16 protein-coding genes and 1 other RNA gene are annotated in these 14,788 nt (G+C 53.7%); 14 read left to right on the plus strand and 3 right to left on the minus strand.

All coding sequences use genetic code 11. The features are described 5' to 3' along the window. Positions 1–211 precede the first annotated feature (211 nt). The 12 genes from VOI14_RS15225 to VOI14_RS15280 all read left to right on the plus strand — a co-directional run bounded on the left by VOI14_RS15225 (position 212) and on the right by VOI14_RS15280 (position 10,593). Positions 212–1,762: a 2-isopropylmalate synthase gene (locus tag VOI14_RS15225; protein ID WP_323752895.1), complete on the plus strand. Its 1,551-nt coding sequence runs from the start codon at positions 212–214 to the stop codon at positions 1,760–1,762. Between the two features lie 44 nt (positions 1,763–1,806). After that, positions 1,807–2,601 (plus strand): hypothetical protein, encoded by a 795-nt coding sequence (locus VOI14_RS15230; protein ID WP_323752896.1) that lies wholly within the window; start codon positions 1,807–1,809, stop codon positions 2,599–2,601. Then, positions 2,568–3,080 (plus strand): ribosomal protein S18-alanine N-acetyltransferase, encoded by a 513-nt coding sequence (gene rimI / locus VOI14_RS15235; protein ID WP_323752897.1) that lies wholly within the window; start codon positions 2,568–2,570, stop codon positions 3,078–3,080. Before VOI14_RS15230 ends, rimI begins: the two co-directional genes overlap by 34 nt. 59 nt (positions 3,081–3,139) lie before the next feature. After that, complete coding sequence (gene prfC, locus VOI14_RS15240; RefSeq protein ID WP_323752898.1) at positions 3,140–4,720, plus strand: peptide chain release factor 3; 1,581 nt, start codon at positions 3,140–3,142, stop codon at positions 4,718–4,720. 21 nt (positions 4,721–4,741) lie between these two features. Beyond that, positions 4,742–5,530, plus strand: coding sequence for a TatD family hydrolase (locus VOI14_RS15245; protein ID WP_323752899.1), 789 nt, complete (start codon positions 4,742–4,744; stop codon positions 5,528–5,530). 208 nt (positions 5,531–5,738) lie between these two features. Next, positions 5,739–6,167 (plus strand): 50S ribosomal protein L13, encoded by a 429-nt coding sequence (gene rplM / locus VOI14_RS15250; RefSeq protein ID WP_114333849.1) that lies wholly within the window; start codon positions 5,739–5,741, stop codon positions 6,165–6,167. 12 nt (positions 6,168–6,179) lie between these two features. Continuing rightward, complete coding sequence (rpsI, locus tag VOI14_RS15255; RefSeq protein ID WP_323752900.1) at positions 6,180–6,572, plus strand: 30S ribosomal protein S9; 393 nt, start codon at positions 6,180–6,182, stop codon at positions 6,570–6,572. Positions 6,573–6,810: 238 nt separating this feature from the next. Further along, positions 6,811–7,407 carry a ubiquinol-cytochrome c reductase iron-sulfur subunit gene (gene petA / locus VOI14_RS15260; protein ID WP_323752901.1) on the plus strand — a complete coding sequence of 199 codons (597 nt, stop codon included), beginning with the start codon at positions 6,811–6,813 and terminating at the stop codon, positions 7,405–7,407. Next, positions 7,407–8,639 carry a cytochrome bc complex cytochrome b subunit gene (locus tag VOI14_RS15265; protein WP_323752902.1) on the plus strand — a complete coding sequence of 411 codons (1,233 nt, stop codon included), beginning with the start codon at positions 7,407–7,409 and terminating at the stop codon, positions 8,637–8,639. Before petA ends, VOI14_RS15265 begins: the two co-directional genes overlap by 1 nt. Then, a complete protein-coding gene (locus tag VOI14_RS15270) occupies positions 8,639–9,394 on the plus strand; it encodes a cytochrome c1 (RefSeq protein ID WP_323752903.1) in 756 nt (251 codons plus the stop codon). Before VOI14_RS15265 ends, VOI14_RS15270 begins: the two co-directional genes overlap by 1 nt. 106 nt (positions 9,395–9,500) lie before the next feature. Then, complete coding sequence (locus tag VOI14_RS15275) at positions 9,501–10,136, plus strand: glutathione S-transferase N-terminal domain-containing protein (protein WP_199007681.1); 636 nt, start codon at positions 9,501–9,503, stop codon at positions 10,134–10,136. A gap of 58 nt (positions 10,137–10,194) precedes the next feature. Then, positions 10,195–10,593, plus strand: a complete 399-nt coding sequence (locus tag VOI14_RS15280; RefSeq protein WP_323752907.1) for a ClpXP protease specificity-enhancing factor — start codon at positions 10,195–10,197, stop codon at positions 10,591–10,593. 26 nt (positions 10,594–10,619) lie between these two features. Here VOI14_RS15280 and VOI14_RS15285 read toward each other — a convergent pair whose 3' ends face one another. The 3 genes from VOI14_RS15285 to VOI14_RS15295 are packed head-to-tail and all read right to left on the minus strand — an operon-like array spanning position 10,620 to position 13,455. Beyond that, positions 10,620–11,210, minus strand: a complete 591-nt coding sequence (locus tag VOI14_RS15285) for an SIS domain-containing protein (protein WP_323752908.1) — start codon at positions 11,208–11,210, stop codon at positions 10,620–10,622. Positions 11,211–11,220: 10 nt separating this feature from the next. Beyond that, a complete protein-coding gene (locus tag VOI14_RS15290; RefSeq protein WP_323752904.1) occupies positions 11,221–11,592 on the minus strand; it encodes a YraN family protein in 372 nt (123 codons plus the stop codon). Positions 11,593–11,613: 21 nt separating this feature from the next. Next, entirely contained in the window at positions 11,614–13,455 is a 1,842-nt protein-coding gene (locus tag VOI14_RS15295; RefSeq protein ID WP_323752905.1) for a penicillin-binding protein activator, read from the minus strand. A 143-nt stretch (positions 13,456–13,598) separates the two neighbouring features. Here VOI14_RS15295 and rsmI point away from each other — a divergent pair, with 143 nt between their 5' ends. Further along, positions 13,599–14,468, plus strand: a complete 870-nt coding sequence (gene rsmI / locus VOI14_RS15300; protein ID WP_323752906.1) for a 16S rRNA (cytidine(1402)-2'-O)-methyltransferase — start codon at positions 13,599–13,601, stop codon at positions 14,466–14,468. A gap of 40 nt (positions 14,469–14,508) precedes the next feature. Continuing rightward, positions 14,509–14,788: RNase P RNA component class A (rnpB, locus tag VOI14_RS15305), an RNA gene on the plus strand; the annotation flags it as partial.

Below are 14,788 nucleotides of genomic sequence, written 5' to 3' on the forward strand. Positions count from 1 at the left end.
TCAGAAGTGAAACAAGCCTGCGCCGATGGTAGTGTGGCACTTGCCCATGTGAGAGTAGGTCATCGTCAGACTCTTAATACCAAAAACCCCCGATAGCTCTGCTGTCGGGGGTTTTTTCATTTCTGGCTACCGACCTCCGTACGCTCCCGAAACTAAGAAGTGATATACTCACGCCAATAACCAACACTTAGTTTCTGATGGGAGCCCGGCAATGGCTGCACCTGATCATTTGGTGATTTTCGATACTACTCTCCGTGACGGCGAACAGAGCCCCGGAGCGACGATGAATAAAAATGAAAAGCTTCGTATCGCCAAGGCGCTGGAGAAGCTGAGAGTCGACGTTATCGAAGCTGGCTTCGCTATTGCCAGCCAGGGCGACTTCGAAGCGGTCAAATCCATCGCTGAAACTATCAAAGAATCAACGATTTGTAGTCTCGCACGTGCGCTTGATAAAGATATCGACCGGGCGGCAGAGGCAATTCGTCCGGCAGCGAAAGGTCGTATCCACACCTTTATCGCGACGTCTCCAATTCATATGCAGCACAAGCTTCAGATGAAACCGGATGACGTTATCGAGCAAGCGGTACGCGCGGTTAAGCGCGCGCGAAGCCATGTTGATGACGTGGAATTTTCTTGCGAAGATGCTGGCCGTTCAGAGCTGGATTTCCTGTGCCGGATTATTGAAGCGGCTATCGACGCGGGTGCGACCACCATCAATATTCCCGATACTGTGGGTTATGCTATTCCCGCGGAGTTCGGAGAAACTATACGGCAGTTGCTCAACCGCATTCCCAATGCAGATAAGGCGATTTTCTCTGTTCACTGCCATAACGATCTTGGTCTTGCGGTCGCCAACTCGATAGCGGCAGTTACCAGCGGAGCGCGTCAGGTAGAGTGTACGATCAACGGTTTGGGTGAGCGTGCGGGTAATGCCTCGCTCGAAGAAATCGTTATGGCGGTACGTACCCGTAAGGACTTGTTCAACATCGACACCCGAGTGAACGCCGAGCACATTGTTCCCGCTTCTCGTCTGGTTTCGACCATTACCGGCTTCCCGGTGCAGCCAAACAAAGCTATCGTCGGAGCGAACGCATTTGCCCACGAATCCGGCATTCATCAGGATGGCGTACTGAAGCACCGAGAAACCTATGAAATCATGAGGGCTCAGGATGTAGGTTGGCACACCAACAGTCTGGTGCTCGGAAAGCATTCTGGCCGGAACGCTTTCCGGACCCGTCTACAGGAATTGGGTATCCAGTTTGAAACCGAGACCGAGCTCAATGAAGCGTTTACGCGTTTTAAAGCGCTCGCTGACCTCAAACACGAGATCTTTGATGAAGACTTGCAGGCGATCGCAAGCGATACCAAGCAGAAAGAAGAAGTTGGTCGCTATGGTCTGGTATGTATGAAAGTTGCCTCGGAAACGGGCGTTGTACCGAAGGCCACTTTGACCATGACGGTTGAGGGTAATGAGCATACGGTGACGTCTGAGGGCAGTGGTCCTGTTGATGCTGCCTTCAAAGCGATCGAATCGCTGGTTGACTCCGGCTGTAACTTGCAGTTGTACTCGGTCAACAACATCACCAGTGGTACTGACGCGCAGGGTGAGGTTACCGTCCGCCTGGAGCGCGGTGGAAGAATCGTTAACGGCGTGGGTGCCGACACTGACATCATCGTCGCTTCTGCCAAAGCGTATATTGAAGCACTTAATTTAGTGACTTCGGGCGGGATTCGCCAGCATCCGCAGGTCGCTGATGTCTAAGGGCTCGCACTTGGATCAACGACTAGCGATTAGGTCGCGTTAATATGCAAACTGAAGCGGCAAGACAGTTCTATCTCGGCGTGGCCGGGGTCAGGGTGTGGTACGCCCGGGAGTCATTGCCGGGTGCGGCTCCGAGCCCCGAGTATGATTTCAGTGAACTCGAAGATCAGCCAGTCGCACCCGTGATCGACGTGGCTGCTCCGGTCGCTCAGGTTCAAAGGGATCCAGAGCAAACCGCACGCAGCCGCGACAAAATTGCTCATCTCCAGAGCTTGATGTCAGCGGTGGAGGCACCGTCCAAGGCGCCTCGGCAGGTTGCATACCCTGAGCCGGAGCCTAAGGCAAAAGCGCCTGTTGCTGAGGAAGAAGCTATACCTGGGGTGTCGGCTTCCGAGAAAGAGGAGGCTGTTGTTGCCGTTCCAACCGCAGGGGAAGTTCCTCGGCTGTTCGTGCGTGCATGGCAGGGTAGCCGTTTTTTGTTGGTAGCCGAGATGTCCGAGGAGGCTAGCTTGGCGCTTCAGGAAACCTTGGCAACGAATATCCTGAAGAGTCTAGGCGACGCTTCGTCTGCCGAATTGGGGGCGATCCAATGGCCGTTGTTCAATAACCTGAAGGTTTCCCTGAATCGAATCGAGCATTTGGTCGAAGCGATCGCAGCTCAGTACGGTAGCGTGGGCGAGCGGCAGGTGATTGTTTTGGGGAAAGGCGGAGATTTACTCGAGCAAGCTTTTGGGCGAGCGCCCGCCGTCCGGTTTTCTGGCAATTTGGCCAAGTTGGCTTCAGATGCTCAGCTGAAACGAGAGTTATGGCACATGATCAAGCCGTTGGCCGCCATATGATTGAGGCAAAAGAGCTTGCCTCAGATACCCTGAACGGTTCGGGCATACGGCCCCTTACGCGGGAAGATCTTCCTCGGGTTATGGAGTTGGAGCGGCTTGGGCATTCGCACCCCTGGACTGAGGGTATCTTCCGAGACTGTTTCAAGGAAAGCTACCGGGTGTGGGCGTTCATCCAGGATCGCGTGTTAGTCGGTTATGCGATCATCAGTTATCAGTTTGATGAGGCTCATTTGCTCAATGTATGCGTGCATCCGAACTTTCGAGGCATGGGGTTGGGGCGAAAGCTGCTCCGGCATGCAATAGCGGTAGCCATTGAAGACGATTTGGCTTGCATGATTCTGGAGGTGCGAAAAAGCAATCGCGCCGCTACCTCACTGTACAAAAGTGAAGGTTTTCAGCAGATTGGTGTCAGGCCCAAATACTATCCCGGACCCTCAGGCGGGGAGGATGCCCGAGTCATGGAGTTGCAGTTCACCTGACCCCTCGCTAGCCCGTATAATACCCCGTTTATCATCCATTCCATTCAGGCTTTTGTCTTATGTCTAACCTATCGAAGGAAGTGGCTAAGCGCCATACCTTTGCGATTATTTCGCATCCGGATGCCGGTAAAACCACCATCACTGAAAAGGTACTGCTATTCGGTCAGGCCCTTCAGAAAGCCGGTACGGTCAAGGGTAAGAAGTCCGGTCAGCACGCAAAATCAGACTGGATGGAAATGGAGAAGGAGCGGGGCATCTCTGTGACCACCTCGGTGATGCAGTTTCCCTATAGCGGCAAGTTGGTTAACTTGCTGGACACTCCGGGTCACGAGGATTTTTCTGAAGATACCTATCGTACCCTGACCGCGGTCGATTCATGCTTGATGGTGATAGACAGTGCAAAAGGTGTCGAGGAGCGGACCATCAAGCTGATGGAAGTTACGCGCCTAAGGGATACTCCGATCCTCACCTTTATGAACAAGCTGGACCGTGACACCCGTGATCCGATTGAGTTGATGGATGAAGTAGAGGATGTTCTCAAAATCGCCTGCTCTCCGGTGACTTGGCCGATCGGCATGGGTAAAAGCTTCAAAGGCGTCTATCACCTGATCCGTGATGAGGTGATTTTGTACCAGACCGGGCAGGGACATACCATTCAGGAACAGCGCATCATCAAAGGGCTGGATAACCCCGAGCTGGATGAGGCGCTTGACGGTTACGCCGAAGATTTGCGCGATGAAATTGAATTGGTGAAAGGTGCTTCACACGAGTTCGATCAAGAGGCGTTCCTGGCGGGCGAGATGACCCCCGTGTTCTTCGGTACTGCGCTGGGTAACTTTGGTGTTGATCATATGCTTGATGGTCTAGTGGAATGGGCGCCAACGCCTCAGCCTCGCGCTACCGATGTGCGGACGGTAGAGCCGGAGGAGGAAGGCTTTTCCGGGTTTGTTTTCAAAATTCAGGCGAACATGGATCCCCAGCACCGTGACCGGATTGCGTTTGTTCGGATTGTTTCGGGCAGCTATAAGCAGGGTATGAAGGCGCGGCATGTGCGTATCGGTAAAGACGTTCGGTTTTCTGATGCGTTAACGTTCATGGCGGGTGACCGGGAGCATGCCGAACATGCATTCGCCGGCGACATCATAGGTCTTCACAATCACGGTACTATCCAGCTTGGTGATACCTTTACCGCCGGCGAAGACATGAAGTTCACCGGCATTCCGAACTTCGCGCCGGAACTGTTCCGTAGGATTCGTTTGAAAGATCCGTTGAAGGCCAAGCAATTACAGAAAGGTTTGATTCAGCTTTCCGAGGAAGGCGCAGTTCAGGTGTTCCGGCCGTTTAAAAACAATGACCTGATCGTTGGCGCGGTAGGTGTTCTGCAGTTTGATGTGGTCGTTGCGCGGTTGAAGAGTGAGTATAAGGTTGAGGCTATCTATGAGCCGATTAACGTGGCAACCGCGCGCTGGGTTACTTGTGATGACGAACGGAAGCTCGAAGATTTCCAGCGTAAGAACCAAGAGAATGTGGCCTTGGACGGGGGTGATCGGCTTGCGTATATCGCGCCGACGATGGTGAACCTGAGCTTGGCTCAGGAACGCTACCCGGATGTTCACTTCCATAAAACGCGCGAGCACTGACAGGCCTTGGCTGAGCCACGAATGCGCTTTTTTGATGCCCATTGCCATTTCGATTTTCCGGAGTTTGATGGGCGCCGGGAACAAGAGTTGGCGAGCGCCAAGGCAGGTGGCGTGCAGGGATTGGTCATGCCAGGGGTGCGCCGATCCGATTGGGCGCGGTTAGTATCATTGTCGGCTCCTGAGGCCGGGCTCTGGTATTGCTTGGGTATTCATCCCTGGTTCGTGGCTGAACATGGTTTGGATGATCTGGATGCTTTAGAGGCCGCAGTTGCGAGCAGGTTGCCGGGTTGTATTGGTGTTGGTGAGTGCGGCCTCGATGGCTTAAGGGGCTCGTTTGTCGAGCAGGCTCCGTGGTTTTCGGCGCAAGTGGGGATTGCTGCTCGTTTTGGCGCGCCGTTGGTGATCCACTCCGTGAAGGCCCATGACCAAGTGGCAGCACTGTTGCGCTCAGAGCGGTGGCAGGGGCGCGCGCTGATTCACGGTTTCTCCGGGAGTTATCAGCAAGCCTGTAAGTTTATTGAGCTGGGCTGCTATATTGGAGTGGGTGGTGTGATCACTCACGACCGAGCAAAGAAAACGCGGGACGTGATTTCACGATTGCCCGTAGAAGTGTTGGTTCTGGAAACCGACGCTCCGGATATGTCGCCTGCGGGGGTTGCGAAGGGGCAGAACTCGCCTCTATATATCCCGGATATTTTTGCCCAGTTGGCCGGGCTTCGGGGAGATGACAAGGAATGGCTTGCCGAGGTCTTGATGGCAAATGTTGGTGAGTTCTACGGCCTGGCTCCGGAAGTATTGGCGCCAAATTAAAGGCCGTGTAGGGGATTTACGAGACAAGGCCACGTAGGGTTGGCTTTCTTATGGGGTTCGAGTATACTTCGCGCCCTGGCTTTTCAAGGCGATGTCACTATCTCAGCCCCGAATAGTGCCAGCGCAAACTAGGTATGAACCTCCCCCGGATGCCTTGCATGTACCGGTGGTGGTTTTAACGTTTCTTTTAGCGTTCAAGGCGGAATCAATGAAGACTCTGAGTGCGAAACCAGAAACTGTAAAACGTGACTGGTACGTTGTAGACGCAGCCGGCAAGACGCTGGGTCGTCTGTCAACCGAAATCGCCCTTCGTCTGCGGGGCAAGCATAAGCCTGAGTATACCCCTCATGTGGACACTGGCGATTATATCGTTGTTATCAATGCCAGCCAGGTGAAGGTTACCGGCAACAAGGCATCTGATAAGATGTATTACAGCCATACCGGCTTTCCAGGTGGAATCAAATCCATCAATTTCGAGAAGCTGGTTGACAAGGCTCCCGAGCAAATCATTCAGAAGTCTGTGAAAGGCATGCTTCCGAAAGGTCCGCTTGGTCGTGCCATGTTCAAGAAGCTGAAAGTGTACGCCGGCGCTGAGCATGCGCATGCCGCCCAGCAGCCCAAAGAACTCGACATTTAACGGAAGGCGAATATGTCTGTAGCACAAAATTACGGTACTGGTCGCCGCAAGTCATCCACGGCTCGGGTTTTTATCAAGCCGGGAAGCGGTAACATCTCTATCAATGGTCGCAGCATCGAAGAATTCTTCGGTCGTGAGACCCTTCGAATGATCGTTCGTCAGCCGCTGGTTGTTGCGGGTTCTGAAGATCGTTTCGATATCAATGTCACCGTTAAGGGTGGTGGTATCAGTGGTCAGGCTGGCGCAATTCGCCACGGTCTGACTCGCGCCCTGATGGACTATGACGAAACTCTGCGTCCAGCCATGCGTGAAGCGGGTTACGTTACCCGTGATGCTCGTAAGGTTGAGCGTAAGAAGGTTGGTCTGCGTAAAGCGCGTAAGCGTCCGCAGTTCTCCAAGCGTTAATCAGCACTTTGTGCCGATGGAAAACCCGATCTTTTGGTCGGGTTTTTTTGTGTCTGAAGACTGTTAGAAATTTTGATCTGGCGCAGGGATAGTGCCCAGCACTGGGCCTTTCTAACTTGTAAGCGAAGGTTAATTTCATTACCATTTCCTCGCTTATAATTTTGGGTTGTGAAGTCCTTTTCGAAGCGCAGTATCGGTGATTCCGCGTCTGTGCCTCGCCTGATGGGAGAAAACCATAATGAGTAATGGCGACGTGAGCCAAGGTCGGCGCCGGTTTTTGATCGGTGCCACATCCGTGGTAGGTGGTGTCGGCGTCGTCGGTGCAGCTGTTCCTTTCGTAGCGTCCTGGAATCCCAGTGCGAAAGCGGAAGCGGCCGGTGCACCGGTAACAATGAATGTCGACAAAATTGAGCCGGGTCAACAGGTGACTGTTGAGTGGCGAGGTAAGCCGGTATGGGTTATTCGGCGGTCCAAAGAAATGCTGGATCGCATTGAGGAAATGACTCCGCGGTTGAAGGATCCCGAATCAACTGCGACCAGCCAGCAGCCGGAATACATCAGCGGAACGTTCCGTTCCCTTAACCCGGAATTTATGGTGCTGGTGGGTATCTGTACGCACCTCGGTTGCGTGCCCACCTATCGTCCTGAGGTTGCCCCGGCAGACTTGGGTGATGAGTGGCTGGGCGGTTTCTTCTGTCCTTGTCATGGTTCCAAGTTTGACTTGTCGGGCCGCGTGCTTAATGGGCAGCCGGCACCTCTGAACCTGGTGGTGCCGCCTTACCGGTTCGATAACGATGCGACCTTGACAGTTGGTCTTGATCCGGAGGCAGCGTAATGCAAAAACTTCTGAATTGGGTAGATGAGCGTCTACCGGTCATCGATGCCTGGAATAAGCACGTTGGGAAGTATTACGCGCCCAAGAACTTTAACTTCTGGTATTTCTTTGGCTCTCTGGCCATGCTCGTCCTGGTTAACCAGTTGGTTACCGGTATTTGGCTGACCATGAGCTACAACCCGTCTGGCGACGGTGCATTTGCCTCCGTTGAGTACATCATGCGTGATGTCGAGTGGGGCTGGCTCTTGCGTTACCTGCACTCCACCGGGGCATCTGCTTTCTTTGTGGTGGTTTACCTCCACATGTTCCGTGGCCTGATGTACGGCTCTTACCAGAAGCCTCGTGAGCTGATCTGGATCTTCGGCATGCTGATTTATCTGGTGCTGATGGCGGAAGCCTTTATGGGCTACCTGCTGCCTTGGGGTCAGATGTCCTACTGGGGTGCTCAGGTTATCGTTAACCTGTTTGGTGCTATTCCGGTTATTGGTGAAGACCTGTCTCTGTGGATTCGCGGTGACTACTTGATTTCCGGTATCACACTGAACCGCTTCTTTGCGCTGCACGTTGTTGCGTTGCCGATCGTTCTGTTAGCGCTGGTTGTTCTGCACATTCTGGCGTTGCATGAGGTGGGTTCCAACAACCCTGATGGCATTGATATCAAAAAGAACAAAGACGAAAACGGTATTCCGAAAGATGGTATTCCGTTCCACCCATACTACTCAGTGCACGATCTGCTGGGTGTGGCGGTGTTCTTCTTTATCTTCTTTATCGTGGTGTTCTTCTTCCCCGAAATGGGCGGTCTGTTCCTCGAGAAGCCAAACTTCGAGCCGGCGAACAACCTGAAGACGCCAGCGCACATCGCTCCGGTCTGGTACTTCACGCCTTTCTACGCCATGTTGCGTGCGGTGACGGTTGATCTGTTTGGTCTCGACGCCAAGTTCTGGGGTGTTGTAGTTATGGGTGCGGCGATCGCGATCCTGTTTGTGTTGCCTTGGCTGGATAGAAGTCCGGTTCGGTCAATTCGCTACAAAGGCTGGTTGAGCAAAATTGCTCTGGCGATTTTCGTGGTTAGCTTTGTGGTGCTGGGTTATCTGGGTATTGTTCCTGCAACGGAAGGTCGTACCACTGCCGCTCAGATCCTGACCGCACTCTACTTCGCGTACTTTATTCTCATGCCGTTCTACACGCGCATGGAAAAAACCAAACCAGTGCCAGAGAGGGTGACAGGATAATGAGAAAGCTGATATTTGGTCTTTTCATAGCATTCCTGCCGGCTCTTGGGCTGGCAGCGGGTGGCTCCGTCCATTTGGACGAGATGACTCCGGATCATACCGATAAGGCGTCTCTGCAGCGTGGTGCAGCGTTGTTCACCAACTACTGCATGGGTTGCCATTCCATGGAATACGCACGCTACAAGCGTGTCTCCGACGATTTGGAAATACCTGCGAATCTGTACGAGGAAAATCTGATTTTCACCGGCGCCAAGATCGGTGAATTGATGAAAAACTCCATGGACAAAGGTATGGCAGCCGGTTGGTTTGGTGCTCCGCCACCCGATCTGACGCTGGAGACTCGTTTGCGTGGTGAGTCTTGGGTGTATTCATACTTGCGAGGCTTCTACAAAGACGAAAGCCGGCCCTTGGGCGTTAACAACGTGGTTTTCAATCTCGTTGGTATGCCTCATGTGTTGGTCAGCTTGCAGGGTTTGTGTGCGGTTAAGCCCAATGTCGGTGTGAAGCCTACTGTTGAACCGCTCAGTGGCAACATCAATCATGGTGATGTGTGTCCTGAGTATGCCATCGAAGGCAGCATGAACGGTGCTGAGTTCGACCAGGCGATGTGGGATTTGACCAACTTCATGTCCTATATGGGTGACCCGGTAAAAGTTGAGCGCGAGCGTCTTGGTATTTTCGTGCTGATCTTTGTGGCCATCTTCTTCGTCTTCGCGTACTTGCTCAATCGTGAGTACTGGAAAGACGTACATTAAGATTTAAGGTATAATCCTTAATCCTAGATTCCAGCGGTCCGCTAAGGCCCGCTGGTTTTTTGCGTTTACTGGATTGTTTCGATTTTAGAATCGTGAGGTAGCTTATATGGGCGTTGTGACCAAGCGGTCATCAATGACTTTTTTCTCGGACCCTAACAGTCATTACAGCCACCGCGTGCGGATTGTGCTGGCAGAGAAGGGTGTTACCGTTGATGTTGTTGATGTGGAGCCGGACAACCCTCCGGCAGAATTGGCGGATCTGAACCCGTACAACGCCGTACCGACATTGGTGGATCGTGATTTGGTTCTGTATGAGCCGAACATCATGATGGAATACCTGGATGAGCGTTTCCCGCATCCACCGCTTTTGCCTGTGTACCCCGTTGCACGAGCCAACAGTCGGTTGATGATCCATCGGATCCAGAAAGACTGGTGTGCTCTGGTTGATCAAATTGTTGCGCAGCCAACGGGCAAGGCTTCAGACGCAGCTCGTAAAGAGCTGAAAGAAAGCTTGCTGGCGACCGGCCCGTTGTTTGCGGAAATGCCGTTCTTCCTATCCGAAGAATTTACCATAGTTGATTGCTGCATTGCGCCGATCTTGTGGCGTCTGCCGGCTCTGGGTATCGAACTGAGTGATAAGGATAAGCAGGCCAAGCCGTTGCTCAAGTATATGGAGAGTATCTTTAGTCGCGAAGGCTTTAAAGCCAGCCTTTCTGACCTAGAAGAAGATATTCGGAGCTGATGGCTAGCGCCCGGATTCCAAATCAGGAGTTGTTGTCGTGTCTGATTTAAATGTTGCCATGACCTCCAGCCGCCCCTACTTGGTAAGGGCGTTAAATGAATGGATCCTGGACAATGACTGCACGCCTTATATTGTGGTTGATGCGGGTATTCAGGGTGTTCAGGTGCCAACAGAGCACGTGGCTAATGGTCAGATTGTTCTGAATATCAGCACAGGCGCTGTAAGAGGTCTGGTGATTGGTAACGGGGCGATTGAGTTTAGTGCTCGGTTTGGCGGCGTGCCGATGCAGGTGTTTATTCCTCTGCAGGCTGTGCTGGCAATTTATGCAAAAGAAAACGGCGAAGGGATGGTGTTCGGGAGTGAACCCGGCTTTCCTGATCCGGAAGGGGATGAAGCTCCTGCCCCGAAAGCGGACGACCGGCCTTCGGGCAGGCCAACGCTGAAAGTAGTGAAATAAAAAAAGCCGGTTCGCCGGCTTTTTTCTTATCCGCCAAAAAGTTTTGCGTCGATTTGGTCGCACAGGGCGTTGATGATCACCATCATTAACGGCGTAGCTTCGTGAGGCGCCAGGTCGTTCAGCGCAACTTCGTGGTCTTCGGGATGCATCAGTGAGGTGATGTCGGATTTGGCTCGTGCGCTGAGGACTACGACCATCATTTCCCGGTCGTGGGCGGCTTGTATGGCCTGAATCAGGTTGGCTTTGTGGCCATCGTCAACCACCACGAATAGCAGGTCACCCGGCTTGCCTACGGCTCTGACTTGCCTTGAAAATGTATCGTTGAAGCGGTTGTCCCGGCAGATTGCAGAGTAGGTGGTCGCATCCGCGCCCAGGTTGATGGCGGGAAGTGCCGGCCGGTCTTGATCAAATCGGGAGAGGAGCGCTGTGCACAGATACTGAGTTAACACGTTGGCGTTACCGTTTGCGCAAGCGATGATTTTGCCATCCTGCAACAGTGTGCTGACAAACGCGTCTGCCACACCCCCTATTGCGGGGCCTGCGGTAACAGCTGCTTGCGCTGTCTGTTCCATGTGGTTTGCAAACCAGTAATTAATTCTTTCTTCAGTATTGGTCATGGTGCCAGTATCAATCTGCCTGAATTGCATTTTTAACCCATTGTACCCGGTATTTGCTGGTAGTTCCCGGCGTAATACCGACCACGTCGATACGCGTTTCCGTATCCCAAAGGTTGTGGCGATGAAGGTAAAACGAAGCGGCTCGCAACAAGCGTTTTTGCTTGATCTGTGTGATTGAATTTAGCGGATCTACCAAACTGTTGGCTTTCCGATATCGCACCTCAAAGAACACTAAGGCCTCGCCATCGAGCCCGATGAGATCAATCTCGCCACCCCGGTTATAGACGTTGCGTTCAAGGATCGAGATGCCGCGGCTGATGAGATAGCGCGCGGCAACCCCCTCATAGAAGTCGCCTAGTGCTTTTTTGCCGTCCTTGGCCATGGTCTTGTCGCTGCTTGGTTCTTATTCGCCAGGTACGAGTGCGTCTGGGGATTTTGTTTCCAGTACTTCCGGTGTGCCATTAATGAATTTGGCCCACAGTTGTTCTCTGTGTATGGAGCCAGACGGGGTCATGGTCAACGTGCCGGTGTGGCCGTTAATGGCAGCGTCTTTGACTTGTTGGAGAAGCGGCAAGCGCTTACTGAGCTGCCAGGCGTCAGCGCCCATGGCGAACAATCGTCCTAGTTGGCCTTTGGTGCCTCTGAGATACTGTTCCGCGTCGCTGCGGAGGGGAGTGTCTTCCGCGAGAATCCATGGGATGTCGGTGAAGATAACGTTGTTCAGGTCGCGGTCCCGGCTCGGGTTGGGCACGCCCTCGTAAGTTATAGATGGAGCGTACACCGGTAGGTCACCGGCATAATAGAAGGCGAATAGCGGTTTGAACTGTCTGGCGATGGTTGGTGCTGCAACCATCACGATGGCTTCGGCATCTTGGCGTGGTCGCGGTTCGAATTCGACGTTCAGGCCAATTGTGCGCTCGACATTGATGGCCCGTTCGCGGGATACCGTTACGCCAAGAACGTCAGCGGTAATGGCGCGAAGGTTGTCCTCGGGAAAGAAGCGCTGGACGTGCAACGCAGTTACGCCGGTTTCCTGAAGTTTCTCGGTCAGTGCGGTAGCAACCCGATCGCCCCATTCTCCATTTGGGATGAGACCCAGAATACGGGTGATGTTGTCTTCGGCAAGCTGGGTCGCAATTTGCCGTGCTTCATCTTCGGCGGAGAGTCCGAATTGGTATAGGCCGTTAGGGATTTTGCTGTTGCTCGGCAGGTAATTCAGGCCCAGTACTGGCACCGGGAGAGTGTTCATTCCGGACAGTTCTGCCAGGCCTTCTTTCTCGAGGGGGCCGACGACCAAGTCTGCTTTGCTGGAGCTGAGTTTGCCGTATAGGTCGCGGAAAGACTGATTTGCGGTATCGATAACCCGAATGTCGGTCTTGCTCTGGTTTGCACTGTTGTCATTGTAATAGGCTGCAATGAAGCCATCTCGAATGGCTTTGCCAGCACTGGCTAGCGGGCCATTGAGGGGGAGTGTCAGGACAATGTTTTCCGGCCGTGAGGCAGAAATGTCGGCCAGGAGTGCGAGCTCTTTCGGCAATGTTTGTGCGGCCGGGTGTCCGGGCCAGTTATTTTGCCACTGGCGAATGAGTCGGCCCTGCGCATCGAGGTTGCTATCAGTGTTTCTGAGTGTCGATGTCAGTTCAAGCCAGCCTTGATTTTCAAATCCGATGGCGTTGCTGGTGTTGGACTGCAGCTCCGTTGTGCTGACTGTTTTTAGCTGGTCCCAGATCTTGTCATGGATGTTCTGGGGGCTTGTGCTGCTGTCGGTTTGGCCGAGTAGGATCAGGGTCATGGCCGCATCAAGAGGTTGGCCTGCAAGAGCCTGTGTTTGTGCTTGCAGGTTTGCTGCACGAACGAGTAGATCGCTGGGGTAGCTAAGAAAGTCTTCAGTCGCGCTGGTTGCCGCGAGTGCTTTAGCCCAGTCACGGTCTTCGAGCTCAATTGCGCTCGCCATGGATAGTAACCGCCACTGTTCCTGAAGCTGGCCCTGGGCGGATTTTAGCTGGTCGTGCAGAAGTATCTTCCGGGCGGCAGGATGATTGCCGCTTTCTTGGTAATTGCTGGCTATACGGAGAAGGTAGCGCTGGGCTCTTTGCGGGTCGCTTTCGTTGGCCGCTATTGATATTGCCTGTTCCGGCGTCTCGGCAACATGAGTCTCCAGGCTAATGGAGGCGCAGCCGCTAAACAGGGCCATCAGCACGGCAAGTAGCGTGAACGTAGGTAATGGGTTGCGGTATGTCATCATGGCAGGCTCGGTGGTCTCCGGATCATTGGGCTTGTGATGCCGCTAATTAGCTGGCAAGTTTACCAGCTCCCGGCGTATTTCACATGACGTGCCTGTCATGGGCCGGCTTAAAAATAGTGTTATTAATTCTCCGGAGTCATTTTATGCCCAGTTCTGAGCGAACGCCCGTTAGTGTCGGTGGCCAGCTTTACGTTGTCGCTACGCCGATCGGAAATCTCGATGATTTGACGGAGCGGGCGCGTCAGGTGTTGGCCAAAGCTGATTTGGTGGCGGCAGAGGATACTCGTCATAGCGGCAGGCTGCTCCAGCATCTGGGGCTAAACAAGCAGATGCTTGCACTCCATGATCACAACGAGCGGGCTCGGGTGAATCAAGTGCTTGAGGCTTTGGCGCAAGGACAGAGCGTCGCCTTGATATCCGATGCGGGGACGCCTCTGATTTCTGACCCGGGGTACATTTTGGTGAGAGAGGCTCGGGCGGCGGGTTATCGGGTTTCTCCGATACCGGGTGCCTGTGCGCTGGTGGCGGCACTTTCGGCGGCGGGTTTGCCGACCGACCAGTTCTTGTTTGCGGGTTTTTTGCCGGCCAAGCGGGTGGGCCGGAAGTCCGCGCTGGACGGTTTTAAACTTCAGCCGGCGACATTGGTATTCTACGAGTCTCCTCACCGGATCACTGACTTTATGGAAGATTTAATTGAGGTGATGGGGGCCGACCGGGAGTGCGTGTTAGGCCGGGAGCTGACGAAAGCCTTTGAGACTTTCTATGCGGGCCCGGCTGGAGAGGTGTTGTCGGAGTTGCAAGTTGACCCGCATGGCTCCAAAGGGGAGTTCGTCGTGATGATCCGTGGCTCCGAACAGGCGCCGGGTGCGGAGGCCTCTGTCGATGCTGATAAGTTGCTGGCTATGCTGGTCAAAGAGCTGCCTGTGAAAAAAGCGGCAAGAATCGTGGCGGATGTGTGTGGGTTGGGGAAGAATGAGCTTTATCAGCGCGCCCTGGAGATGAAGGGAAACTAAAGCACTTGCGCGTTGGCGGCAGCAGGGGTATTGTCAGCCCCGAGCTCGCCAGACAGTCGCCGCCGGTTTTACCGGGGGAGGAAAGTCCGGGCTCCATAGGGCAAGGTGCCAGGTAACGCCTGGGCGGCGCGAGTCGACGGAAAGTGCAACAGAAAGTATACCGCCTAAGTGCCTTCGGGCGCCGGTAAGGTTGAAATGGTGCGGTAAGAGCGCACCGCGTGACTGGCAACAGTTCACGGCGATGGTAAACCCCACCTGGAGCAAGACCAAATAGGAATCCGTTGGCGTGGCCCGCGCTGGATTCGGGTAGGTTGCTTGAG

Origin of the sequence: Marinobacter sp. (assembly GCF_034669625.1) — a bacterium.
GTDB lineage: Bacteria > Pseudomonadota > Gammaproteobacteria > Pseudomonadales > Oleiphilaceae > Marinobacter.

What these genes read in the sequence shown, in the direction of transcription:
- VOI14_RS15295 (WP_323752905.1), bottom strand. Translation starts at nt 13,455, where the DNA reads ATGATGACATACCGCAACCCATTACCTACGTTCACGCTACTTGCCGTG.
- VOI14_RS15225 (WP_323752895.1), top strand. Translation starts at nt 212, where the DNA reads ATGGCTGCACCTGATCATTTGGTGATTTTCGATACTACTCTCCGTGAC.
- VOI14_RS15285 (WP_323752908.1), bottom strand. Translation starts at nt 11,210, where the DNA reads ATGACCAATACTGAAGAAAGAATTAATTACTGGTTTGCAAACCACATG.
- VOI14_RS15290 (WP_323752904.1), bottom strand. Translation starts at nt 11,592, where the DNA reads ATGGCCAAGGACGGCAAAAAAGCACTAGGCGACTTCTATGAGGGGGTT.
- VOI14_RS15270 (WP_323752903.1), top strand. Translation starts at nt 8,639, where the DNA reads ATGAGAAAGCTGATATTTGGTCTTTTCATAGCATTCCTGCCGGCTCTT.
- rpsI (WP_323752900.1), top strand. Translation starts at nt 6,180, where the DNA reads ATGTCTGTAGCACAAAATTACGGTACTGGTCGCCGCAAGTCATCCACG.
- rsmI (WP_323752906.1), top strand. Translation starts at nt 13,599, where the DNA reads ATGCCCAGTTCTGAGCGAACGCCCGTTAGTGTCGGTGGCCAGCTTTAC.
- VOI14_RS15275 (WP_199007681.1), top strand. Translation starts at nt 9,501, where the DNA reads ATGGGCGTTGTGACCAAGCGGTCATCAATGACTTTTTTCTCGGACCCT.
- VOI14_RS15230 (WP_323752896.1), top strand. Translation starts at nt 1,807, where the DNA reads ATGCAAACTGAAGCGGCAAGACAGTTCTATCTCGGCGTGGCCGGGGTC.
- VOI14_RS15280 (WP_323752907.1), top strand. Translation starts at nt 10,195, where the DNA reads ATGACCTCCAGCCGCCCCTACTTGGTAAGGGCGTTAAATGAATGGATC.
- prfC (WP_323752898.1), top strand. Translation starts at nt 3,140, where the DNA reads ATGTCTAACCTATCGAAGGAAGTGGCTAAGCGCCATACCTTTGCGATT.
- VOI14_RS15265 (WP_323752902.1), top strand. Translation starts at nt 7,407, where the DNA reads ATGCAAAAACTTCTGAATTGGGTAGATGAGCGTCTACCGGTCATCGAT.
- rplM (WP_114333849.1), top strand. Translation starts at nt 5,739, where the DNA reads ATGAAGACTCTGAGTGCGAAACCAGAAACTGTAAAACGTGACTGGTAC.
- petA (WP_323752901.1), top strand. Translation starts at nt 6,811, where the DNA reads ATGAGTAATGGCGACGTGAGCCAAGGTCGGCGCCGGTTTTTGATCGGT.
- rimI (WP_323752897.1), top strand. Translation starts at nt 2,568, where the DNA reads ATGGCACATGATCAAGCCGTTGGCCGCCATATGATTGAGGCAAAAGAG.
- VOI14_RS15245 (WP_323752899.1), top strand. Translation starts at nt 4,742, where the DNA reads ATGCGCTTTTTTGATGCCCATTGCCATTTCGATTTTCCGGAGTTTGAT.